The 22,641-nt window shown below is 66.3% G+C and carries 18 protein-coding genes and 1 pseudogene; 10 read left to right on the top strand and 9 right to left on the bottom strand.

Annotated features, from left to right (window positions below; translation table 11 throughout):
• From AC1DXI_RS05415 to glyA, 6 genes are read right to left on the bottom strand one after another with little or no spacing between them, the layout of a single operon-like run.
• Nucleotides 1–1,416, bottom strand: a complete 1,416-nt coding sequence (locus AC1DXI_RS05415; protein WP_476937756.1) for an L-serine ammonia-lyase — start codon at nucleotides 1,414–1,416, stop codon at nucleotides 1–3.
• On the bottom strand, nucleotides 1,416–2,051 hold the full coding sequence (locus AC1DXI_RS05410) for a sarcosine oxidase subunit gamma (protein ID WP_476937755.1): 636 nt from the start codon (nucleotides 2,049–2,051) through the stop codon (nucleotides 1,416–1,418). Before AC1DXI_RS05410 ends, AC1DXI_RS05415 begins: the two co-directional genes overlap by 1 nt.
• Nucleotides 2,044–5,010: a 2Fe-2S iron-sulfur cluster-binding protein gene (locus AC1DXI_RS05405; RefSeq protein ID WP_476937754.1), complete on the bottom strand. Its 2,967-nt coding sequence runs from the start codon at nucleotides 5,008–5,010 to the stop codon at nucleotides 2,044–2,046. Before AC1DXI_RS05405 ends, AC1DXI_RS05410 begins: the two co-directional genes overlap by 8 nt.
• Nucleotides 5,007–5,351, bottom strand: coding sequence for a sarcosine oxidase subunit delta (locus AC1DXI_RS05400; RefSeq protein ID WP_476937753.1), 345 nt, complete (start codon nucleotides 5,349–5,351; stop codon nucleotides 5,007–5,009). Before AC1DXI_RS05400 ends, AC1DXI_RS05405 begins: the two co-directional genes overlap by 4 nt.
• 14 nt (nucleotides 5,352–5,365) lie before the next feature.
• Nucleotides 5,366–6,586: a sarcosine oxidase subunit beta family protein gene (locus AC1DXI_RS05395; RefSeq protein WP_277525147.1), complete on the bottom strand. Its 1,221-nt coding sequence runs from the start codon at nucleotides 6,584–6,586 to the stop codon at nucleotides 5,366–5,368.
• Complete coding sequence (gene glyA, locus AC1DXI_RS05390) at nucleotides 6,583–7,923, bottom strand: serine hydroxymethyltransferase (protein WP_476937752.1); 1,341 nt, start codon at nucleotides 7,921–7,923, stop codon at nucleotides 6,583–6,585. Before glyA ends, AC1DXI_RS05395 begins: the two co-directional genes overlap by 4 nt.
• Before the next feature lie 143 nt (nucleotides 7,924–8,066).
• Between glyA and AC1DXI_RS05385 the strand changes: the two genes are divergently transcribed.
• The 4 genes and pseudogenes from AC1DXI_RS05385 (at nucleotide 8,067) to AC1DXI_RS05370 (ending at nucleotide 12,880) form a co-directional block, all read left to right on the top strand.
• Nucleotides 8,067–8,738, top strand: a complete 672-nt coding sequence (locus AC1DXI_RS05385; protein WP_476937751.1) for a GntR family transcriptional regulator — start codon at nucleotides 8,067–8,069, stop codon at nucleotides 8,736–8,738.
• Nucleotides 8,739–9,363: 625 nt separating this feature from the next.
• Nucleotides 9,364–10,773 (top strand): MFS transporter, encoded by a 1,410-nt coding sequence (locus AC1DXI_RS05380; RefSeq protein WP_476937750.1) that lies wholly within the window; start codon nucleotides 9,364–9,366, stop codon nucleotides 10,771–10,773.
• A 61-nt stretch (nucleotides 10,774–10,834) separates the two neighbouring features.
• A pseudogene (locus AC1DXI_RS05375) lies at nucleotides 10,835–12,010 on the top strand (aminopeptidase P family protein); the annotation flags it as partial.
• A gap of 45 nt (nucleotides 12,011–12,055) precedes the next feature.
• On the top strand, nucleotides 12,056–12,880 hold the full coding sequence (locus AC1DXI_RS05370) for an IclR family transcriptional regulator (protein ID WP_476937909.1): 825 nt from the start codon (nucleotides 12,056–12,058) through the stop codon (nucleotides 12,878–12,880).
• Between the two features lie 30 nt (nucleotides 12,881–12,910).
• Here the strand turns inward: AC1DXI_RS05370 and AC1DXI_RS05365 are convergent, their stop codons facing one another.
• Nucleotides 12,911–14,455 carry a PucR family transcriptional regulator gene (locus AC1DXI_RS05365; RefSeq protein ID WP_476937749.1) on the bottom strand — a complete coding sequence of 515 codons (1,545 nt, stop codon included), beginning with the start codon at nucleotides 14,453–14,455 and terminating at the stop codon, nucleotides 12,911–12,913.
• A gap of 107 nt (nucleotides 14,456–14,562) precedes the next feature.
• Here AC1DXI_RS05365 and AC1DXI_RS05360 point away from each other — a divergent pair, with 107 nt between their 5' ends.
• Nucleotides 14,563–16,089, top strand: coding sequence for a purine-cytosine permease family protein (locus tag AC1DXI_RS05360; RefSeq protein WP_476937748.1), 1,527 nt, complete (start codon nucleotides 14,563–14,565; stop codon nucleotides 16,087–16,089).
• A 15-nt stretch (nucleotides 16,090–16,104) separates the two neighbouring features.
• On the top strand, nucleotides 16,105–17,076 hold the full coding sequence (locus AC1DXI_RS05355; RefSeq protein WP_476937747.1) for a polysaccharide deacetylase family protein: 972 nt from the start codon (nucleotides 16,105–16,107) through the stop codon (nucleotides 17,074–17,076).
• Between the two features lie 106 nt (nucleotides 17,077–17,182).
• Here the strand turns inward: AC1DXI_RS05355 and AC1DXI_RS05350 are convergent, their stop codons facing one another.
• Both AC1DXI_RS05350 and AC1DXI_RS05345 read right to left on the bottom strand, forming a co-directional pair.
• Entirely contained in the window at nucleotides 17,183–17,659 is a 477-nt protein-coding gene (locus tag AC1DXI_RS05350; protein ID WP_476937908.1) for a M28 family peptidase, read from the bottom strand.
• On the bottom strand, nucleotides 17,544–18,032 hold the full coding sequence (locus AC1DXI_RS05345) for a M28 family peptidase (RefSeq protein WP_476937746.1): 489 nt from the start codon (nucleotides 18,030–18,032) through the stop codon (nucleotides 17,544–17,546). Before AC1DXI_RS05345 ends, AC1DXI_RS05350 begins: the two co-directional genes overlap by 116 nt.
• A 521-nt stretch (nucleotides 18,033–18,553) precedes the next feature.
• On the opposite strand from AC1DXI_RS05345, the gene AC1DXI_RS05340 reads away from it, so the two are divergent.
• Genes AC1DXI_RS05340 through AC1DXI_RS05325 form a run of 4 tightly spaced genes read left to right on the top strand, consistent with a single transcriptional unit; the run spans nucleotide 18,554 to nucleotide 22,482 of the window.
• Complete coding sequence (locus AC1DXI_RS05340) at nucleotides 18,554–19,648, top strand: extracellular solute-binding protein (protein WP_476937745.1); 1,095 nt, start codon at nucleotides 18,554–18,556, stop codon at nucleotides 19,646–19,648.
• A gap of 1 nt (nucleotide 19,649) precedes the next feature.
• Nucleotides 19,650–20,537, top strand: a complete 888-nt coding sequence (locus AC1DXI_RS05335) for an ABC transporter permease (protein WP_476937744.1) — start codon at nucleotides 19,650–19,652, stop codon at nucleotides 20,535–20,537.
• A complete protein-coding gene (locus tag AC1DXI_RS05330) occupies nucleotides 20,524–21,351 on the top strand; it encodes an ABC transporter permease (RefSeq protein ID WP_026539571.1) in 828 nt (275 codons plus the stop codon). The genes AC1DXI_RS05335 and AC1DXI_RS05330 overlap by 14 nt, the downstream gene beginning before the upstream one ends.
• A 9-nt stretch (nucleotides 21,352–21,360) precedes the next feature.
• Nucleotides 21,361–22,482 (top strand): ABC transporter ATP-binding protein, encoded by a 1,122-nt coding sequence (locus AC1DXI_RS05325; RefSeq protein ID WP_476937743.1) that lies wholly within the window; start codon nucleotides 21,361–21,363, stop codon nucleotides 22,480–22,482.
• Nucleotides 22,483–22,641 lie beyond the last annotated feature (159 nt).

Below are 22,641 nucleotides of genomic sequence, written 5' to 3'. Positions count from 1 at the left end.
TCAGCACTCCACGACGTTCACGGCGAGGCCCCCGCGGGAGGTTTCCTTGTACTTGGTTTTCATGTCTGCTCCTGTTTCGCGCATGGTCTTGATTGCTTTGTCCAGCGAGACTTTGTGGCTGCCGTCGCCGTGGAGGCACAGGCGGGCGGCGTTGATGGCTTTGACACTGGCGATCGCGTTGCGTTCGATGCAGGGTATCTGCACGAGCCCGCCGACGGGGTCGCAGGTCAGCCCGAGGTTGTGCTCGATCCCGACTTCGGCGGCGTTTTCCACCTGTTCCGGGGTGCCGCCCAGCACTTCGCAGAGTCCCGCCGCCGCCATGGAACACGCCGATCCGACTTCGCCCTGGCAGCCGACCTCCGCCCCGGAGATGGAGGCGTTGATCTTGAACAGGATCCCGACGGCGGCCGCCGCCAGCAGGAACCGGATGACGCCGTCGTCGTCGGCGCCCGGGACAAACTTGACGTAATAGTGCAGCACGGCCGGCACAATGCCGGCGGCGCCGTTGGTGGGAGCGGTGACGATCCTGCCGCCCGCGGCGTTTTCCTCGTTGACGGCCAGCGCGAAGAGGTTCACCCATTCCATGGCGAGCAGCGGGTCGGCAGGCACGTGGACGAGCGAAGGGTTCCGGGCATCCGCCTCGGCGCTGAGCGCGGATGCTGCCAGCGTCCGGAACAACGCCGGGGCGCGGCGTTTGACGTTCAGCCCGCCGGGCAGGATGCCCTCGGCAGCGCAGCCGTTGTCCACGCATTGGCGCATGACGGCCCACAGTGCCAGGAGTTTTTCCCGGAGGTCGGCCTCGCTGCGCCAGACGAGTTCGTTGGCCAGCATGACGTCGGAGACGGACATATTCTCGCGGTGGCATATTTCGAGGAGTTCGTCGGCTGTTGTGAACGGGTAGGGCAGCACTGTCTCGTCGGCCACCACGTGGTCAGCGCCCTGTGCGTTGCCATCGACGACGAAGCCGCCCCCAATGGAATAGAAGCTCCGCTCGCTGAGGACGTCGCCGGCGTGGTCAAGCGCCCGGAAGGTCATGCCGTTCGGATGGGCCGGCATCGACTTGCGGCGGTGCAGGACCACGTCCTCATCCCAGTTGAAATCCACCCGGTGATGGCCGGCGAGCTGCAGCTCGGCATCCAGGGCAGCGGCAGCCACCTGGTCATCAGCGGTGCCTGTGTCCACGCTCTCGGGATCCTGGCCCTGAAGGCCCAGGACGACGGCCTTGTCCGAACCGTGGCCCCGGCCGGTGGCGCCGAGAGAACCAAACAGCTCGGCCTGCACCCTCGCCGTTGAGCTCAGCTGCCCGTCGCTTTTGAGCCCGTCCGCGAACCGTTTGGCCGCCCGCATCGGGCCGACCGTGTGGGAGGAGGACGGCCCGATGCCAACAGAAAACAGGTCCAGGACGCTGAGCGCCATCAGGGAACCTCGGTGGACGCATATTCGCGCATGGCGTCGAGGAGCCAGCGGCCCAGGAACTCCGCGAAGGATGCCCGCGGGAAGATCCGGTAGGTCTCGTCCCCGGTCTTCCACAGAATGGCGGGGATGCCGCCGATTTCCGTGGACAGCGCCGTCCCGGGCTTGAAGACCCGGGGGTGCAGGTCCAGGGCGCAGCCCTTTTCCAGCACGGCACTGGCCCGCGGCCCGGAGAGCTCAAGCGTGGTGCGGTTGGCGGAGAGATCCACCACCTGGCCCTCGCCGTCGCCCAGTGCTGCGATGAGCGCCCGGGGGAGTTCGCCGCCCAGGTTTTCGTGGGATTCGGCGGGGGCCACGAGCAGGAATTCTGCCGGGCCCAGCCACAGCACCGCGGTGTCGCCGCTGCCGCGGACTTCCCCCGAAGCGGAGGGCAGCCCTCCGGTCACAGTGCCCAGCCGCTCCCCGGCCTCGCCGGCCGGATCGACCCGGAGCCCTGCCATGGTCAGAAACGGCACCTCGCGCAGCTCCACGGTGCCCGCAACGGATCCCGCTTCAAAAGCTGTCCTCAGGACCGACGCCGGACTCTTCCTAAGGGTCTGGATCTTCTTGGAATTTTCGAGTGCTGCTGTGTCAGCCATCTTTACGGGCCCCTTCAGAGTCAAAAAGTACTGTTTCTGCGACGATTACGTCAACCAGCTGGTCGCCGGCGGCGGCCACCAGGGTTTCGCCGATGCGGTTGCGCCCGTTCTTGATCAGGGCCAGCGCAAACGACCTGCCCAGCGCGGCGCTGTGGTAGCTCGAGGTCACGAACCCCTGCATCGGCACGGGGCCGTAGGCGGGGTTGACGGTGATGCCCTGTTCCACCAGCTGGGTGCCTTCGGGGAGCCGGATGGTGCCGTCCACGGGGAGGACGCTGACCAGGTGTTTCCGGTCGGTGCGTCCGGCGTCCTTGCGGGTGTAGGAACGTTTGCCGATGAAGTCCTTGACCTTGGACACCACCCATTCCATGCCGGCGTCCTGCGGAGTTACGGTCCCGTCAGTGTCCTGACCGACGATCGGATAGCCTTTCTCCGCCCGCAGCACGTGCATGGTCTCGGTGCCGTACGGGGTGATGTTGAACTCCGCGCCTGCCGCCGCCACCGCCTCCCAGGTGCTCAGCCCGTACCAGGACGGAACATTGATTTCGTAGGCCAGTTCGCCGGAGAACGAGATCCGGCAGACCCGGGCCTGGACACCGGAGGCCAGGGTGGTCTCGCGGAACGTCATGAACGGGAAAGCCTCGGCGTCCAGGCCGCCGCTGACTGCCAGTTCCGGCGCCACTTTGGCGAGCACGGCGCGGGATTTCGGTCCGACGACGGCGATGGTGGACCACTGCTCCGTGACGGAGGTGCAGTGCACATCCAGTTCAGGCCACTCGGTCTGCAGCCATTCCTCCAGCCAGTCCAGCACCTTGGCCGCGCCGCCGGTGGTGGTGGTCATGAAGTACCGGTCCTCGTCCAGGCGGAGCGTGACGCCGTCGTCGAAGATCATCCCGTCCGGGGTGCACATGACGCCGTAGCGGGCCGAACCCGGAGCGAGTTTCTTGAACGCGTTGGTGTAGATGCGGTTCAGGAACTCGCCGGCATCCTTGCCGCGGATCTCGATCTTGCCCAGGGTGGTGGCGTCCATGAAGCCCACGGATTCCCGGACGGCGGCGCATTCGCGAAGGACCGCGGTGTCCATGTCCTCGCCGTCCTGCGGGTAGTACCAGGGCCGCTTCCACTGGCCGACATCTTCGAAGAGGGCGCCCTGGTCGACGTGCCAGGGGTGGATGGAAGTGAGGCGGGCGGGGTCGAAGAGTTCACCGCGCTGGCGGCCGGCCAGGGCGGCGAACGCCACGGGCGTGAAGGGGGCACGGTACGCGGTGGTCCCGATTTCGCCGATGCTGGGTGTGCCATCGGCAGGTTCACCGCCGCCGTGTTTCAGCGCGGCAGCGATCACTCCGATCGCGTTCACCCCGGAGGTCTTGCCCTGGTCGTTCGCGGTGCTGATCGAGGTGTAGCGCTTGACGTGTTCCACCGAGCGCATGCCGGCCCCGGTGGAGCGGAGGACATCCGCCACGGACTGGTCGCGCTGGGAGTCGACGAAGTGGTGGTGCCAGTCCGCCGGACCGCCGTCCTCCCCGGGAACCAGCCACAGCTGGCGGGTCGGGGCGGCGGCGCGCGGCGGCGCGGGCGTTGAAGGCTCGACGTCGGAGTCGAAGCCCGCGGCCAGGACCGCTGCGGCCCCGGCGGAGACGCCGTCGGCCACGCAGTCGTCCAGGGCGAAGGTGCCGCGGCCGGAGCCGGCCACCTGCTGGTTGGGAACCATGCTGTTAGGGACGAAGGCGGCGAGGTCGTCGTCCCAGCGGAGCCTGCCCTGGCGCTGGGAGTGCAGGTGCACCACGGGTGACCAGCCGCCGGAGACGGCGAGCAGGTCGCAGGCGAGCTGTTCGATGCCCGAGGTGAGTTCGCCGGCGTCGTTGATGCTCCGGACGGTCACGCCGATGAGCCGGCCGTCGCCGGACGCATCGGCCGTCGTGTTGGCGACGGCGCTGCCGATCAGCACCCGCGTGCCGGCCGCGGCGGCTGCCGCGGCGGTTTCGCTCAGCTGTGCGCGGGCGTCCACGACGGCTTCGACGGCGATGCCGGCGGCGCGGAGGTCGGCGGCCAGGGCGTAGGCGCTGTCGTTGGTGGTGCTGATGACCACGCGGGAACCGGCGGCGACGGCGTAGCGGTTGAGGTAGCTTCGGACCGCGGAGGCCAGCATGATGCCGGGGCGGTCGTTGTTTTCGAAGACCAGCGGGCGCTCATGGGCACCCGGGGCCAGGATGACCTGGGCGGCGCGGATGTGCCAGATCCGTTGGCGGGACACGCCGGGTGCGGCCGGGGTGAGGAGGTGATCCGTCCGGTTCTGGGCCGCGATGACGTAGTTGGAGTCGTAGGAGCCGAAGGCGGTGGTGCGGTTCAGTACCGTGCACTCGGCTGCGGAGATCAGTTCGGCTTCAACATTGGCCACCCATTCCAGGGCGGGCTGCCCTTCGATGGTCTCCGCGAGGGCGGGATCGGTGGATCCGGACAGCAGTGATCCGCCGAGCTCGGGCTGGTCGTCAATGAGGATGACCCGGGCACCGGCGCGGACGGCTTGCCGCGCTGCGGCCAGGCCTGCGGGCCCGCCGCCGACCACGAGGACGTCGGTGTGGACGTATTTCTTGTCGTATTCGGCGTGGTCCTCGGCCGGGTCCAGTTTTCCCAGTCCGCTGAGGTACTCGGCGCTGAGGCCGTCCACGAGGGACACCGTGGTGGCGGGGAGCATGGATTCGGCCACGTGGCCCGGGAACCGGGCGGCGACCTTGACCAGGGCGTTGGATTCCTCCACCCCGGCGGACATGATGCCGCGGGGCCGTCCCTCATACAGGGAGTCACCCGCGCGGAGCCGGCCGTTGGCCAGCAGCGCGGAGGCGAGGGTGTCGCCGGGGTGGCCCGTGTACTCACGGCCGTCCAGGGTGAAACGCCAGGTGACGCTGCGGTCGATGCGGCCGCCGGTGCTAAGACGCGCGGGCTGCGGCTGAGCGGTCATTTGACTGCTCCTTCCGGGGATACGGGGCTGGTGAGGGTGGGGGCTGTGGTCCCCGTGGCTGCATTTTCCTTGTCAGGGCGCGGTTGGCCCATCGGGTAGACGGCCTGGATGTCGTAGGTGACGGTGTCGCGGAGCATGTTGAACCATTGCCGGCACCCGGTGCTGTGCAGCCAGCGTTCGGCGAAGGCGCCCTTGGTGTTGTCGCGGTAGAACAGGTACTCGGCCCATTCGCGGTCTGTGAGCTCTGCCGGGTTTTCGGGGTAGGCCACGTGGGCCTGGCCGCCGTAGTGGAATTCGGTCTCGTCGCGGGGACCGCAGTTGGGGCAGGGAATCAGGAGCATGTCCTTACCTCTTTCTAATGGGCCACGGCGGCGGCGCCGTGTTCATCGATCAGGGCGCCGGTTTCGAAGCGCTCGAGTGCAAAGGGCTGGTTGAGTTTGTGCGGTGTTCCGGTGGCGATCGTGTGGGCGAACGTCAGCCCGGCGGCCGGCGTGCCCTTGAATCCGCCGGTTCCCCACCCGCAGTTGACGAACATGTTCTCCACCGGGGTGGTGCCCACGATCGGGGAGGCATCCAAGGTGGTATCCACAATCCCGCCCCATGTCCGGAGCACGTGGGCCCGGGCAAAGATCGGGAAGAGTTCGACGGCGGCTGCCATCTGGTGCTCGATGACGTGGAATGATCCGCGCTGGCCGTAGCCGTTGTAGGAGTCCACTCCGGCGCCCATGACCAATTCACCCTTGTGCGCCTGGGAGACATAGACGTGGACGTGGTTGGACATGACCACGGTGGGGTGGACGGGCTCGTGGAGCTCGGACACCAGTGCCTGGAGGGGGTGGGACTGGATGGGGAGCCGGAACCCGGCCATTTCGGCCAGCACCGAGCTGTGTCCCGCCGCGCAGAGTCCCACCTTTTCGGTGTTGATGGTGCCGCGGTTGGTCTTGACGCCCACCACCTTGTTCCCGTCCTTGACGAAGCCGGTGACTTCGCAGTTCTGGATGATGTCCACGCCCAGCTCATCGCACTTGCGGGCGAACGCCCACGCGACGTGGTCGTGCTTGGCGATGCCGGCGCGCGGCTGGTAGGTGGCGCCCATGACCGGGTAGCGGATGTTGTCGTTGATGTTCAGGATGGGGCAGAGTTCCTTGACCTGCTGCGGGTCCAGCCACTCGGCGTCGACGCCGTTGAGTTTGTTGGCTCCGACGCGGCGGACGCTTTCGCGGACGTCGCCCAAGGTGTGGGCCAGGTTCATGACCCCGCGCTGGCTGAACAGGAAGTCGTATTCGAGTTCTTCGGGCAGGATCTCCCAGAGCTTCAGGGCGTGCTCGTAGATCGCGGCACTCTCGTCCCAGAGGTAGTTGGAGCGAATGATGGTGGTGTTCCGGGCCATGTTGCCGCCGGCGAGCCAGCCTTTTTCCAGGATGGCGATGTTGGTCATCCCGTGGTTCTTGGCCAGGTAATACGCCGTCGCCAGTCCATGTCCGCCGCCGCCGACAATCACGGCGTCGTAGGAGGACTTGGGGTCCGGGTTGCGCCAGAGGAAGTCCGGGTGCTCGGGCAGGTGTTCGGTGGTCATTGTGCTGCTCCAATCAGTTCTGCCTCAAGCCCGGTCGCCGCTGTGCTGGTGCCGAGATGCGGGTAAAGGGGGAATCGGTCCGCGAGGGCGCTGACGCGTCCGCGCAGTTCAGCGGCGGTTTGGTCGCTGAGTTCGTCCCCCGGCGCCTGCGAGATGAGGGCGGCGGCGATGATGTCCGCCACCTCGGTGAACTCCGCGGCACCGAAGCCGCGGGTGGCCAGGGCGGGGGTGCCGATCCGCAGCCCGGAGGAGACCATGGGCGGGCGGGGATCGAACGGGACGGCGTTGCGGTTGACGGTGATGCCGATCCGGTGGAGCCGGTCTTCGGCCTGCTGCCCGTCCAGTTCCGAGTCCCGCAGGTCCACCAGGACCAGGTGCACGTCGGTGCCGCCGTTGACCACGGAGATCCCGGCCGCCGCGACGTCGTCCTTCAGGAGCCGGGACGCGAGAATCCCGGCGCCTTCGAGCGTGCGCTCCTGGCGTTCCTTGAACTCGGGGGACGCCGCGATCTTGAAGGCCACGGCCTTGGCCGCGATCACGTGTTCCAGCGGGCCGCCCTGCTGGCCGGGGAACACGGCGCTGTTGATCTTGCGTGCGTACTCCTCCTTGGCCAGGATCACGCCGCCGCGCGGGCCGCCGAGGGTCTTGTGCGTGGTGGTGGTGACGACGTCGGCGTAGGGGACCGGGTTCGGGTGCAGCCCTGCGGCGACCAGGCCGGCGAAGTGGGCCATGTCCACCATGAGGTAGGCGCCCACGAGGTCGGCGATGCGGCGGAACTCGGCGAAGTCCAGCTGCCGGGAGTAGGCGGACCAGCCGGCCACGATCATCTTGGGCCGGTGCTCAAGGGCCAGGGCCTCCACTTCGGCCATGTCCACCAGGTGGTTGTGTTCGCTCACGTGGTACGGGACCACGTTGTAGAGCTTGCCGGAGAAGTTGATCTTCATCCCGTGGGTGAGGTGGCCGCCGTGCGCCAGGGCGAGTCCCATGATGGTGTCGCCCGGTTCCAGGAGGGCGAACATGGCGGCGGCGTTGGCCTGCGCGCCGGAGTGCGGCTGGACGTTGGCGTACTCGGCGCCGAACAGGGCCTTGACCCGGTCGATGGCGAGCTGTTCGATCACGTCAACGTGCTCGCAGCCGCCGTAGTAGCGCTTGCCCGGGTAGCCCTCGGCGTACTTGTTGGTCAGCACCGACCCCTGTGCCTCCATGACCCCGGCGGGGGCGAAGTTCTCGGACGCAATCATTTCCAGGGTGGACTGCTGGCGCCTCAGTTCCCTCGCCACGGCCTCTTCGACCTCGGGATCGACTACGGAAAGTCGCTCGTTCAACTGCTCAACCACGGTTGCTCCTTTGAAATACCACTATTGCTATGACTGATATATCAGTGTGAGAACAATGGTATGATTGAGATTACACCAGAGTCAATAGCCGGAAGCCGAGTGGAACCAGGCTTCCGGTTGAAATCCAGAAACGGAGCCGAGCTGTGAATGCACTCACCGTCCTGCCGCCCGCAGAGGACGAAGCCATCTCGCAGGCGGAGGCCGCGTACCGGCAGCTGCGCGACAAGCTGATCATGCTCGAAATCCGGCCGGGCGAACCCATCAATGACGGGCAGCTCGCCGCCGAGCTCGGGTTCGGCCGCACTCCCGTGCGCGAGGCGATCAAGCGGCTGGAAGTGGACCACCTGGTGGTTTCCTATCCGCGACGGGGAACCTTTGCCACCGGGGTGGACTTCACGGAACTGGCCGACGTCTCGGAAATCCGGGAACTGCTGGAACCGCTGGCGGCGCGCCGGGCGGCAACGCGGGCCAACGCCGCCATGCGCCGCGAACTGCTGGATGTCGCCAAGACCATTGCGGAACTGGCTCCGAGTCCCGCAGAGTCCCGGGAGCTGATGCGCTACGACCTGACGGTGCACCGCCTGATCTACCGGGCCGCGGCCAACCCGCACCTGGAGGACACTCTGATCCGCTACGACAACCTGGCCACGCGCATCTGGTGCCTGGTCCTGGACAAGGTCCCCTCGGTCAGCGGCCACATTAGCGAGCATGTGGAGCTGCTCAGGGCGGTGGCCGAGGGTGACGCGGACAGGGCCGGTGAACTCGCCCTGCACCACGTCACCAGCTTCGAGGAGACCATCCGCAAGGTCCTCTAGCCGCCGGCTGGCCGCGCAGGCCGAGGGCTAGTCCGACGCCCTTCGTGCCTGGCGTTGCGCAAATTACCCACCGACACCCGAACGCGGGCGAGTCGGGTATTTGCCGCGTCGCCGAACAGAATGCGCGTCGAGGCTCGGCTTTATTTCTTCCAGCGCTTCGGCCACGTCACGTTCATCAGGAGTAGTCCCAGCAGGAGCGAATCGACGGTCATGATTGCCGCCATGAGATAGGCCCACCCGGCCATCATGGCTGGACCGCCGTCCGGCGGCCGGAAGTGCCCGTGCGTACCAGAATGCCCATGACGATCTCCTGACGTGGACCCCCCAGTCACTCGATTGTCCACCCAGTTTGCCACCGCGTCGGTCGGGGCGGAACTGCCGCGCTTCCCGGCTCAAGCTTTTCCCAAGCTGACGCGCACACGTCGCAAATGTGCAACTCTGTCACGCTGAATGCAACTGTCATAGTGTCGCCCCCCGGGCATCTACCGCGCGGCTGCAGCGGCGCCTCTCTTCCAGGCGGTCGGCAAAGTAGGCAACAAAAAAGCATTGACTGTGTCATGCGTCACGCCTAATCTGGTGCAACAGCGTTGCACTGATTGCAACTCCAAAACACTTTGGTGGACACATGAGTAACGAAACTTCCTCCCCCGCCACTCTTGCGGGGCAGACCAGCCCGGAGTCGAATAACGGGCATGGCAGTACTTCCTCGGGACCAACCACGTTGAGAGGCCATGCGGCCCCTGGCGGCCACGATCCCGCAGTCAGCAGGGAAACCCGACGGCGGGTGGTCGCCGCCAGCTTCATCGGGAACTTCGTCGAATGGTTCGACTACGCCGTTTACGGCTACCTGGCCGCAACAATCGCCGCGGTCTTCTTCCCCGAGTCCAATCCCCAGACCGCGCTTTTGCTGACCTTCGCCTTGTTCGCGATCTCATTCCTGGTGCGGCCGCTTGGCGGCGTCGTCTGGGGCCACATTGGCGATCGGGTGGGGCGCCGTACCGCGCTTTCCCTGTCAATCCTGATCATGTCCGGAGCGACCTTCTGCATCGCCCTGATCCCGGGATACAACGCCATCGGCATCTGGGCACCGATCCTTCTCCTGGTGGTGCGCGTCGTCCAGGGCTTCTCCGCCTCGGGCGAATATGCCGGCGCGTCCGCCTTCCTGGTGGAGTACGCCCCCGCGAACAAGCGCGGCCTGTACGCGGCCGTGGTTCCGGCCAGCACGGCCGCGGGCCTGCTGCTCGGCTCCCTGCTCGCGGGCCTGCTGACCGTCCTGCTCAGCGCAGAGGCGATGCAGAGCTGGGGATGGCGCCTGCCGTTCCTGCTCGCCGCCCCGATGGGCCTGATCGGACGCTATATCCGCACCAAGCTCGAAGACACGCCGGTGTTCCGCGAACTGGCAGAGGAGGACCAGGCCATCAAGGCCCCGGTATCCAGCCTCTTCCGGAACCACTGGCGGTTGCTGCTGAAGGCCGTCGGAGCCGTGCTGCTCAACGCCGTCGGGTTCTACGTGATCCTGAGCTACATGCCCACGTACCTGTCCTCGGAGCTCGGTCTCGGTGCGGCCGAATCCTTCCTGGCCACCACCATCGCCCTGGTGACATACATCGGGTTCATCTTCCTGACCGGTATGCTCTCGGACCGCTACGGCCGCAAGAAGGTGCTGATCGCTGCATCCCTGAGCTTCATCCTGCTGACGGTGCCGGCCTTCGCCCTGCTGGGCACCGGGAACTTCCTGGTGATCGTCTTGGTCCAGATCCTGCTGGGCGGCATGCTGACGCTCAACGACGGCACGCTCCCGAGCTTCCTGGCGGAAATGTTCCCCACCCGCGTCCGCTACAGCGGCTTCGCCGTCAGCTTCAATCTCTCCAACGCGCTCTTCGGCGGCACTGCACCGTTCATGGCCACCCTCCTGATCGCCGCGACGGCCAATGACCTGGCGCCGGCCTGGTACCTGGCCGGCGCCGCGGCCATCTCCCTGATCGCCGTGGCGCTCTCCCGGGAAACCAGCAAAGAACCGCTGCGCCACGAGTAGTCCCGGCCGGCCCCCAAATTTTCCCCTCCAAAGAACAGCACTGCAGAAAGGCACCACCACCATGACCATCGCAACCTCCAACAACGCTTCGTCCATCGCCGAACTGGAGCGACTGAAAGTCCTGCACAACGGGCAGAAGGAAAAGCTGACCTTTTCCAACGCCGAATTTGAGCGCCGGCTCGGCGGACTGCGCCGCATCATGGCCGAGAAGGACCTGGACGCCGTCGTCCTGACCAGCTACCACTCCATCAAGTACTACTCGGACTTCCTCTTCACTTACTTCGGCCGGTCCTACGCCATGGTGGTCACCAAGGACGACACCGTGACAGTCACGGCCAACATCGACGCCGGCATGCCGTGGCGGCGCAGCTACGGCGACAACGTGGTGTACACGGACTGGCGCCGGGACAACTACATCTTCGCCATCCAGGAGGCGCTTCGCACCCGCGGAATCAACCCCCGCCGGCTCGGCGTCGAAGACGATTCGCTCCCGCTGGACAACCGGAACAAGATCCAGGCAGCCTTTGCCGGGGCCACCCTGGTGGACGTGGCCCAGGCCGCGATGCGCCAGCGGATGATCAAATCGGCCGAAGAGATCGAGGTGATCAAGCACGGGGCCCGCATCGGTGACCTGGGCGGCGAAGCCATCCGCAACGCCATCACCGCCGGCATCACCGAATATGAGGTCGCCCTGATCGGCACCGAGGCCATGGTCCACGAAATCGCCCGGACATTCCCGGATTCGGAAATTCGTGACACCTGGGTATGGTTCCAGTCCGGCATCAACACCGACGGAGCCCACAACTGGGCCACCACTCGCAAGATCCAGGAACACGACATCCTGTCCCTGAACTGTTTCCCCATGACGTCCGGGTACTACACCGCACTGGAGCGCACTTTGTTCTACGGCGAACCCGACGCCCGCTCCCTGGAGCTGTGGAACATCAACGTGGAGGTCCACAAGCGCGGACTCGAGCTCATCAAGCCGGGAGCTGTCTGCAAGGACATTGCCGCCGAGCTGAACGAGATCTACGTGGGCCACGGACTCCTTGCCAACCGGACGTTCGGCTACGGACATTCGTTCGGCGTCCTGAGCCACTACTACGGCCGCGAGGCCGGACTGGAACTCCGCGAGGACATCGATACCGTGCTCGAGCCCGGCATGGTGGTCTCCATGGAACCCATGATCACCGTCCTGGACGGCCAGCCAGGCGCCGGCGGCTACCGCGAGCACGACAGCCACGTCCACCGTGGCGCCGCTTTTGGGCCCTCATGCGGAATGATGGTAGACACCATGACCCCAGCAGAATCTCCCGGGACCACCGGAAACGGCGACACCAAGGGCACCTCCGTCATCGTCAACGCCATCGCCGTGCTGCGAACCTTCACGGCGGACGAACCGTTGCTCGGGGTCACCGAGATCGCCAACCGGGTGGGCCTGCACAAGAGCACCGTTTCCCGGATCCTGGCCACCTTCGAACAGGAACACCTGGTGGAACGCGACCCGGAAACCCGCCGCTTCCGGCTGGGGCTGGGGCTGATCGCCGTCGCCGGACCGTTGCTCGCCGAACTGGAAGAACGGCGCGTGGCGTATCCGGTCCTGCGCGAACTCACCGAACAGACCGGCGAAACCAGTGCCCTCATGGTGTGGAACGGCGCCGAGTCGATGTGCGTGGAGCAGATCGCGAGCCACCACCAGATCAAGCACACCACCCCGCTGGGAGCCCGGTACACCGACGCCATGAGCGCCTCCGTGCAGGTCTTCCTGGCCGCAGCGCCCGTCGAACGCGTCCGAACCCTCCTGCGCAGCGGAGCGATCAGCTACCCGGGACTTGATGACGCGGGCCTGGATGGCTACCAGATCAAGCTCAAGGATGTGACGGCCCGCGGCTGGGCCATCAACTACGGCGAATCCTCCATCGACGAAGTGGGCGTGGCCGCTCCCGTCCACGACCACCGCGGCAACATCGTGGCGGCCGTCCTGATCTCGGCGCCCCGGTTCCGCGTCTCACGCGAAGGACTGCAGAGCCTGGGCGAAGCGTGCACGGCTGCGGCTGATAAAATCACCAGCCGGCTGGGCGGCCGCGGGTCCCGCGGCAACGACTAACGCCGGGCCGGCAAGCAACACCCACCCGCCTCAGCTGAGCCGGGCCAGCCGCGTGGCCAAATGCAACGCCGCAAGCCGGCCCGTCCGCCGGGGGTCGCCGCCGCACAGCTCGAAGATCCGCTGCAGCCGTTGATGCATCGACTGCCGTTCCACGTGCAGCTCCCTGGCCGCCTGCGCGGTGTTGCATCCGGAATCCAGCCAGGTGGCCAGGGTATCGAGCAGCCGCGAATTGCGTTGGGCGTCATGGTCCAGGAGTGCGCCCAGCTGCTGGCGCACGAAGTTGCGCCGCTGCCTGGTCTCCAGGCTTCCCACCGCAAGGCGTTCGACGGCGAATGCCTCGGAATCGATCACGGGACAGTGCGGGCCGGTTGCCCCCGCCGGTGAATGTCCCAGCGCGTCCGCCAATTCCAGCGTGAGCTTGGCTTCCGACAGGGACCAGGGAGCTTCGGAGATCCCGGCGGCCAGCGGGCCAACGGCAACGAGCGTATCGGCCAGCGCGGGCAGCCCCCGCAGGCCGGCCAGGAGCGTATCCCGGCTTTCGCGCGGATTATCGCCCGGCAGGACGGCCACCGCCAGGAGCTCGGCGTTGTCGACGTAGGTGGCGCTCGGCTGCGCCCCCCGGGTCAGAAGGCGCTCCACCGGCGCCCGGAGCTGTTGGAGCATGTCGGAGCGGATCACGATGGCCACGAGCGCGGCGCCCGGCGGAATCCCGGCCGCGGAAGCCAGCTGCTGGAGCCGCCAGGTCTGGCTGCCCGAATCTATCGCGCGGAGCAGGGCCGCCCCGGCGACTTCCTTGAGCCCGGGAGACATCCGCTGGAGCAATGCCAGGGCCAGAATGTCCACTGAGCGGTTCCCGGCTGTCCGGGCCAGGTTCTCGTCCTCGCCGGCCGGGACCCGGAGCAACAGCTGGGCAGCGAGAATGCCGCGGATCGGCACGTCGATGTGGATCAGGCGTGCCTGCTCCTGCGGCCCAAGGGAGGAGGCGTCGGCGTCGGAAGCCTCTGCCTGCCCCGGGGTTGCGCTGGCCAGGGTCGCGCCCGCTATGGACGTCAGGGTCACCTCGGCATTGATGATGCCGGCCAGCACGGCGAGGATCCGGTCCAGGCCTCCGCCGTGCGCCAGCTCGACTGCCATGGCGTGACTGGCCTCGTCCGCCCGCCGCAATTGGGACACCGAGTCACTGACCAGCATCGAGTTTATGGCCTGCATGACGCCGACGAACGGCACCACCCCGCGAAGTTCGATCAGCGGCAGCCCGGCTGCTTCGGCGGCCGCCACCATTGAGGACGGCAGAGACGGAAGGGCCACCCCGGTTTCGATGGCTACGGCCGCCACACCCCGCTCTGCCAGTTGGCGAACGTAGTTGACCTGCCGCTCCTCGGAGGCCTGGGCGAGAGCTTCTCCGCCGGTCAGCAGCAGCTCCCCGCCGGCAAGCAGCGGCGCGATGTCGATGATTTCGCTGGAGTGGATCCACCGCAGCTGGGTCCTGGCGGCAGCCCGGGCCGCCGCCCGGATGACGGGATCGGCGGCCGCCAGCGTCGGATGGTTCAGGGCGTCTTCAAGACGAATGGACATTACACTCCGTCACGTCGCTCTACGTTTGTTTAGACACATTGTATATGGCTGAATGTGGCCTGCGACACATAATCTTGAGGAATCCCACACATCCTCGGAGGCTCCCCATGCGACAAAAATCCCCAGCGGCCCCAGCCGGCACCGCGCCGGAAGCCAGTGAAGACCACGAAGCGTGGCTCCACCCCATCCCCGAATCAGAGCGGACGCGCAAAGTGTCCGGCCAGTTCTGGATCTGGGCTGGCGCCAACCTCGCCCCGATCAACTGGGTGCTCGGAGCGCTCGGCATCCAGCTCGGCTTGGGGTTCGCGGACACGGTCACCGTCCTTGTCCTTGGCAACCTGATCGGGATGCTGCTCTTCGGATGCTTTGTCCTGCTGGGGCAAAAGACGGGGGCGACCGGCATGGTCCTGGCCCGCGCCGCCTTCGGCCGGCGCGGAAACTACCTCCCGGCGGCGATCCAGGCCCTTCTGGTGATCGGCTGGTGTGCAGTCAACACCTGGATCATCCTGGACCTGGTCATGGCACTGTTCGGAACCCTGGGGTGGGTTGATCCGGAGGCCCACAACTATGCGTGGAAGATCGCCATTGCCACCTTCATCATGGCCGCCCAGGTAACCATTGCCTGGTTCGGCTACAAGGCCATCGCCGCCTTCGAAAAATGGACCGTCCCGCCGACCATCATCATCCTGACCGTGATGTCGGCAGTGGCCTGGTTCGGCATGAAGATCAACTGGACCTACGCCGGCCCGGCAGGACACATCCTGGAAGGCTCGGAACGCATCGCTGCGATGAGCGCTGTCATGACGGCGATCGGCATCGGCTGGGGCATCACCTGGTTCACCTACGCCGCAGACTACTCGCGCTTCGTCAGCACCACGGTGCCCAAGCGCAAGGTCTACCTCGCGTCGGTGCTGGGCCAGTTCATCCCCGTCGTCTGGCTGGGCATTCTGGGGGCCAGCCTGGCCACCAACACAGGGGAAATCGACCCCGGCAAGCTCATCGTCCTTAACTTCGGCGCGCTGGCCCTGCCCGTGCTGCTCATGGTGCTGCACGGCCCCATCGCGACCAACATCCTGAACATCTACACCTTTTCCGTAGCCACACAGGCGCTGGACATCTCCATCAGCAGGCGCAAGTTGAACCTGTTCGTCGGCGTCTTCTCCCTTGCAGTCGTGATTTTCTTCATCTTCCAGGAGGACTTCGCGTCCGTGCTGGACGCATGGCTGATTGGGCTGGTCGCCTGGGTGGCTGCCTGGGGCGGAGTCATGCTGGTCCACTACTTCTGGATCGAAAAGCGCTGGCCTGGTAACCCGGCCAGGCTGTTCGACGCCGTCGGCACCAAGCGGCTGCCGGGCGTGAATCCGGCCGGCATCGCCTCGTTGATCATCGGCATCTTCGCCACCTGGCTGTTCATGTACGGGCTGGTGCCGGCAATGCAGGGACCCATAGCGGTCGCCCTGGGCGGGTGGGATTTGTCCTGGCTCGCCGGGGGACTGTCCAGCGCTGCCGCCTACGCCGTCCTCGGCCCGCGTTTCCACCGCAAGTTCCTTGATGTTCCCGACAGCGAACAGGCCGCAGATGCGCCTCACGCCAGCGACCTCGCGGTCCCGTCAACCACCCGCACCGCCCTCTAGCAGGAGACCAGCCCCGTGAACTTCCCCGCTTTCGCCGACACCGCCCATCCCATCACCTGGCCCGAAGGTCATCGGGCCGCAGCGTCCTTCACCTTCGACGTCGACGCCGAATCCTGCACCATCGCCCATGACCCGCAGAGCACCAGGCGCATGTCACTCATGACGCACCAGTCCTACGGGCCCAAGGTCGCCGTCCCGCGGATCCTGCAGATCCTCGAGCGCCAGCAGATCCAGGCGACGTTCTTCGTCCCGGGATTCACCGCCGAATGCTACCCGGACGTGGTCCGGCGGATAGCCGACGGCGGCCACGAGATTGCGCACCACGGATACCTGCACGAACACATGCAGGGCATCGACGCCGCCACGGAGGCGCGGTACCTCGACCGGGGCCTGGATGCCCTGGCCAAGGCCGCCGGCGTCCGGCCGACCGGCTACCGTGCCCCGTGGTGGGAGCTCAACTGGCATTCCGCGACGCTCCTTGCCGACCGCGGGTTCCTCTATGACTCAAGCCTGCTCGACGGCGACGCGCCGTACCGCTTCAGCGTTGCCGAGGCAGACCCCCGCGATCTCGTGGAAATCCCTGTCGACTGGGCTCTGGACGACTGGGAGCAGTATGCCTTCTATCCGGGCGTCACCGGAAGCGGCGTCATCGAAAGCCCGGCCAAGGTCCTGGAAATGTGGACGCTGGAGGCCGAGGCCCACCACGCTGCCGGGAGCTGCTTCGTCCTGACCAACCACCCCTTCATTTCCGGCCGGCCGTCCAAGGCCGTGGCACTGGAACAGCTGATGGACCGGGTCAAGTCGATGGACGGCATGTGGGTCACCACCATGGAGAAGATCGCGCAGCACACGCGCGACTCCGTCGAGGAGATCCACACCCATGCGCGCATTGCCGTGCCCGGGTTCCCGGATACCGGCGCACAGTTCACGCCGGCCGCCGTGCGGCAGCCCCAAGGAGCCCCGGCGCGGCGCGGGGCCGGAATCTAAGGCACAATTCGGCCCTTGCAAGGTCCCCGGCCCGGCCCCTCAACAGAAGGTGGTTGGGCCGGGGACCTTCCTGTGGGACGCTCCGGAGGCTGCGGCGAAGAGGTGTTTAGCCGGTCTTGGCCATCGCGTAGGCCACGGTGCCGTAGGCCAGGGCCCCGGACATCTCGGTGAGCAGTTCCGGGTTGGTGTTGGCGATGGTGTCGCAGGCCTCGTGGTAGCAGGGATCGAGGTCTTTGCCGGCCTCCCCGCCATAGGTCTGGGCCTGGGCCTGGGTCTTCCTCTTCTCATCGCCGGTGAACAGCCCACCGCCGGGAATGCCGGCCGAGAGGAAGGCGTCGTAGTCGGACCCGCCGTCAAAGGGCGTGGTCTCGGCCGGCAGCGCGTTCTCCTGGAAGTAGCGGAAGAAGATGTCCTCGATCGCCTTGGACCCGGCCGGGCCGGCGTGGCCGAAATCCGTCCCGTCCCCGTCATGGACCGAGCGCACCCCGTTGGGCGAGGCCACCATGTCCACGTTCAGGTTCGCCGCGGTCTGGCCGATCTCGGCCGCGCTGAGCTCGTCGACGTAGTGCTGTGACCCGTACAGGCCGTCCTCCTCGCCGCCCCAGAACGCGAACCCGGACCCGGTTGGCCGGCGTGATCCCGGCCTCCTTCATCCACCGCGCGGTCTCCAGGACCGCCGCGACCCCGCTGCCGTTGTCATCAATGCCCGGTCCCTCCTGCACGGAATCCAGATGCGCGCCCACCGCCACGGTGTGCTCGGCACTGCCCCCGGTGTCGGCCAGGATGTTGAAGGACTCCACCGTCTTGCCGCGCCGGCCATCCTCCTTGAACGTGAAGCTTTGCCGCACCGGCGCATGCCCGGCCGCACGCAGCTGCTCCTCAACATAGCGCCGCGACCCCGGAGGTACAGGCCGACGTCGAGAGCAGGACCAGGGCCAGGACTGAGGGAAGTACATGCTTGCGGAGAGTGATCATGCCGGGAGCCCATCACTAGTCGGTACAAGTTCGCTTGTTTCCGGCTCGACTGGTCACAACGCTCGCCACTGACACTCCAGTAAGTCGCGGCCACCATCGCCCGGCAAATACTCCTATCAGGTCGAACCATTGTCGGTCGCCCCGCTGTATCCGCAATAGCGCCTCGCTGTGAATTTCCTGTGCAAATCAGGCCCCGGTAACCGGCAGCCGGGGGACCATCCGGGGCCGAAGCCCGGGAGTTTCTTAAAGCAATACAACTGTTGACTAGTGAGCAACTTCACAGTTACAGTTGCGAAACCGAAAAGCCGCCGGAAGGCGGACTCGAGATCTCCAGGTGGAGTGGATGGCGCGCGCGAACCGCGGCCGTCACTTCTTCTTCTCACTCCACTGTTTCTTCTCATTTCACTGCGCCACACGCAATGACACGCACCGCACCCCACCACGCCCGCAATCCTGCACGCCTTCTTTTGGCGTGCCCGCGTCCATGAGAGGCACTTCCCCCATGACAGCATTCCGTTCCACTCCCTTTGACCGCAGGCAGCTCCTCAAAGCGGCAGCGCTGACGCCATTTGCGGGTCTGGCGCTGTCCGGCTGCGCGGTGAAGCCCGCCGAAAGTGCCGCCGCCAACAAGACGGTGACGGTCACGTCCTATGGTGGCTCGTACAACGACCAGCTGACCCAGACCATCCTGGACCCGTTTTCCAAGCAGTCGGGAATCCAGACGACGCTGTTGGCCAACACCTCCCTGGCCGCGCTCAAGGCCCAGGTCCAGTCCGGCGACGTGCAGTGGGACCTCGTGGAAATCACGGCGCCGGAGTATGAGGTGGCCGTGGCCGAGGGGCTGCTGGAGAAGTTCGACTATGACATCATCAGCGACAAGGGCCTGCCCGGATACGCGAAGGCTGAATACGGCATCAAGTACCTGAGCTTCCTGTTTGTCATGGCGTGGGACCAGAAGGTCATTTCTGACGCGCAGGCACCGAAAGACTGGGCCCAGTTCTTCGACCAGGGCAAGTACAACACCAAGCGCTCGGTGTACAACCAGCTCTCCGACAGCTCCGTCCTGGAAGCCGCATTGCTGGCCGACGGTGTCCCGTTCGACAAGATCTACCCGCTCGACGTCGACCGGGCCCTGAGGGTCCTGGGCCAGCACCCGGGCAAGGACCGGCTGCTGTACCACGCCGCCAACCAGGAGCCCATCCAGCAGCTCACCTCCGGTGAGGTCTCGCTCTCAACGAGCTTCAACAACCGCATTAACGCAGCCCGCAACGACGGCGCGAAACTGAACTTCTCCGCCGAAAACGCCGTCCTCGCCGGCGACTACTTCGTGGTTCCGAAGGGCGCCAAGAACAAGGAAGCGGCCTTCAAGCTGATGAACTTCATGTCCAACGACGCCGAGGCCGGCGCAGCGTTCGACAAGGTCACCAACCTGACCCTGGCCAACACTCCGGCGCTGTCCAAGCTGCCGAAGGAAATCGCCGACACGCTTCCCACCAGCCCCCGGCTCGCGGACAAGATCCTGGTCCGCGACGACAAGTGGTGGTCGCAGAACCTGAAGAAGACCGAGCAGCAGTTCAAGCTCTGGCAGGCCAGCTGACATGAGCAACGCAACTCTCGAACGTCCACGGCCGCGGGGCCGCGGGGCGCCGGCCTCCGCTGAGGCAGCACCCCGACGGCGGCGCAGCGGCTGGTGGCTGCTGCTGGCTCCGATCCTGGCCTTCGACGTCGTGCTGTTCCTGACGCCGCTGGGCAAACTGGTCGGCGCAAGCTTCGCCGACAACGCCTACCAGCGGGTCCTCGAGGACCCGTTGGTGGTGCGCGCACTGGTCAACACCCTGACCATCAGCCTGGCCAGCACCATTGTCACTGTGGTGCTGGGCTACATCATCGCCATGGTCCTGTGGCGGGCCGGCAATGTCACCCGGGTGATCCTGTTCGCCGTCGTACTCCTGCCGTTCTGGACCGGCATCCTGGTGAAGAACTTCGCCTGGGCGGTCCTGCTCCAGGACAACGGCATTGTGAACGCATTCCTGCAGGGAATCGGGCTTACAGGTGCGCCGATCCCGTTGCTGCACAACCGGTTCGCCGTGATCGTCGGCATGGTGCACTGCCTCCTGCCATACGCGGTGTTCCCGATCTTCTCCTCGCTGACATCAATTGATGACCGGCTGGGGCTCGCGGCCCGCTCGCTTGGCGCGCGGGAAGGATCCGTCTTCCGCAGGATCACGCTGCCGCTGAGCATGCCCGGCATCTCCGCGGCCGGGCTGCTGGTCTTCATCATTAGCACGGGCTTCTTCATCACCCCGGTGGTGATGGGCGGACCCGGCGACATGATGATCGCCAACCAGATCGACTACTACGCCCGACAGCTCACGGACTTCTCCGGGGCCGCTGCGCTGGCCGTCATCCTGACGGTCATGGTCAGCATCCTCGTAGCCGTCTACCAGCGCGTCCTCAAGGCAGGAGGCCAACATGAAGACAACTAATCCGCAGCACCGCCTGCTGGCGCTTCTTTCCATCCCGGCCTTCCTGTTCCTCGTCATTCCGACGGCGATTGTGGTGCCGGTCGCGCTGAACGACAGCCGCTACATCACCTTCCCGCCGGAGGGAATCTCCTTCGCCGCCGTGGCCGGATTCTTCGCCGACCGGGCCTGGACCTCCGCCCTGACGGCCAGCCTGCAGTCGGCGGCGATCGCCGTCGTGATCGGCGTGCTGCTGGGCGCCACCGCGGCGATCGGCCTGCACGGGCGCAAGTTCCCTGGCCAGCCCGCCGTGGTGGGCCTGATCCTCGCACCGATGATCGTGCCGACCGTGGTGCTGGCGCTGGCGTTCTACCAGTTCTTCATCTCGATCGGCATGGTGGGCAGCATCGTCCCCATCGGCCTGGCGCACGCCGTGATCGCGACCCCCTACGTGTACCTGACCACCCGCGCCAGCCTCGCCGGGCTCAACCCGGCCCTGGTTCGGTCGGCGCAGAGCCTCGGGGCCGGACCGCTCTCCGTCCTCCGGCACGTGTATCTGCCGATCATCCTGCCCGGCCTGATCTCCGGGGCGCTCTTCGCGTTCTCGGTCTCCATCGATGAGACGGTGATGTCCCTGTTCATGCAGTCCCCGGGGGCCACGACCTTGCCGGTGAAGATGTTCACGGATATCCAGTTCAACCTGACCCCGAAGATCGCGGTGTCTTCCGCCCTGCTGGTCAGCGTCGCCACCATCGGGCTGCTGCTCCAGGTCTTGTTTGTCCTCAAGCGCCGCTCTTCAACCCGGATGCTGCCGCTGGCCGTGTCCGCACAAACGTAAGGAAAGTCGATGACCGCATCAGTGATTTCCGCGGAGTCAATTCCCGGCACGGCCAGGGCCGCCCGGGGCGCCATTGAGCTCCGCCAGGTCAGCAAGCACTACGGCGACGTCGTTGCCGTGGACGAACTGGACCTGACAGTCCAGCCCGGGGAGTTCGTGACCCTCCTGGGCCCCAGCGGCTCGGGCAAAACGACCACCATGATGATGGTTGCGGGCTTTGAAGACCACACCGCCGGAACCGTCCTCATTGACGGCAAACCCGTGGACTCGCTGCCGCCCCGGGACCGCAATCTCGGTGTGGTGTTTCAGAACTACGCCCTGTTCCCGCACATGAGCGCGCTGGAAAACGTGGAGTTTGCGCTCCGCATGAGGAAGGTGCCGCGCGAGGAACGCCGCCAGCGCGCCGAGGAAGCCCTCGACCGGGTGGGACTGGGCAAGATGGGCGGCCGCAAGCCGCTCCAGCTCTCCGGCGGACAGCAGCAGCGGGTGGCGCTGGCCCGGGCACTGGTCTTCAACCCGGCCGCGCTGCTGCTCGATGAGCCGATGGCGGCCCTGGACAAGCGCCTCCGCGAGCAGATGCAGGAAGAGATCAAGACCCTGCAGAAGGGCCTGGGCATCTCCGTGCTGTTCGTGACGCACGACCAGGACGAGGCCATGGCCATGTCGGACCGGATCGTGGTGATGAGGGACGGGAAGATCGTGCAGTCCGGCCCGCCGGAGGAGGTGTACAACCATCCCATGACCGACTGGGTGGCCAGCTTCCTGGGCGACACGAACCTCATCCCGTGCACCATCGTGGAGCGCAACGGCGAGGAAGCCGTGGTGGACCTCGGCGGACTGGGGCTGGCGAAGGTCCGGGACCGCGGGGCAAGCGGTGAGAACTACGCCGTCTCCATCCGCCCGGAGCACCTCAAATTCAGGACACGGGCCTCCGCGGGCAACGGATGCGCCGCGACCCTGATGTCCTCCACGAATCTGGGCGCCACGGTCCGCCACCGCCTCACGGCCGGCGGCCACGAACTCCAGCTCCGTGAGCTGAGCTCGGACAGGGGCGCCGGGATCCGGCCGGACGAGGAACTGTGGGTGGGCTGGGACGCGGACAAGGCCCAGCTGCTGGTCCTGGAGTCCTGACCGCGGGACATGCCCCCCTCTGGCGCCCAGGGATGGACATAGGCCCACTATGTCCATCCCTGAGCCGCGCCGGGGGACATGTCCCCGCGGGACCCCGGGACTTGCCCACTGCCGAGGTCCGCCACGGGACATGTCCCCACGGGGCCGCGGGACATGTCC

Source organism: Arthrobacter sp. P1_H7 (assembly GCF_056405215.1).
The sequence above is the reverse complement of the archived record's forward strand: the minus strand, read 5'-3'. Positions and strand labels throughout refer to the sequence as shown.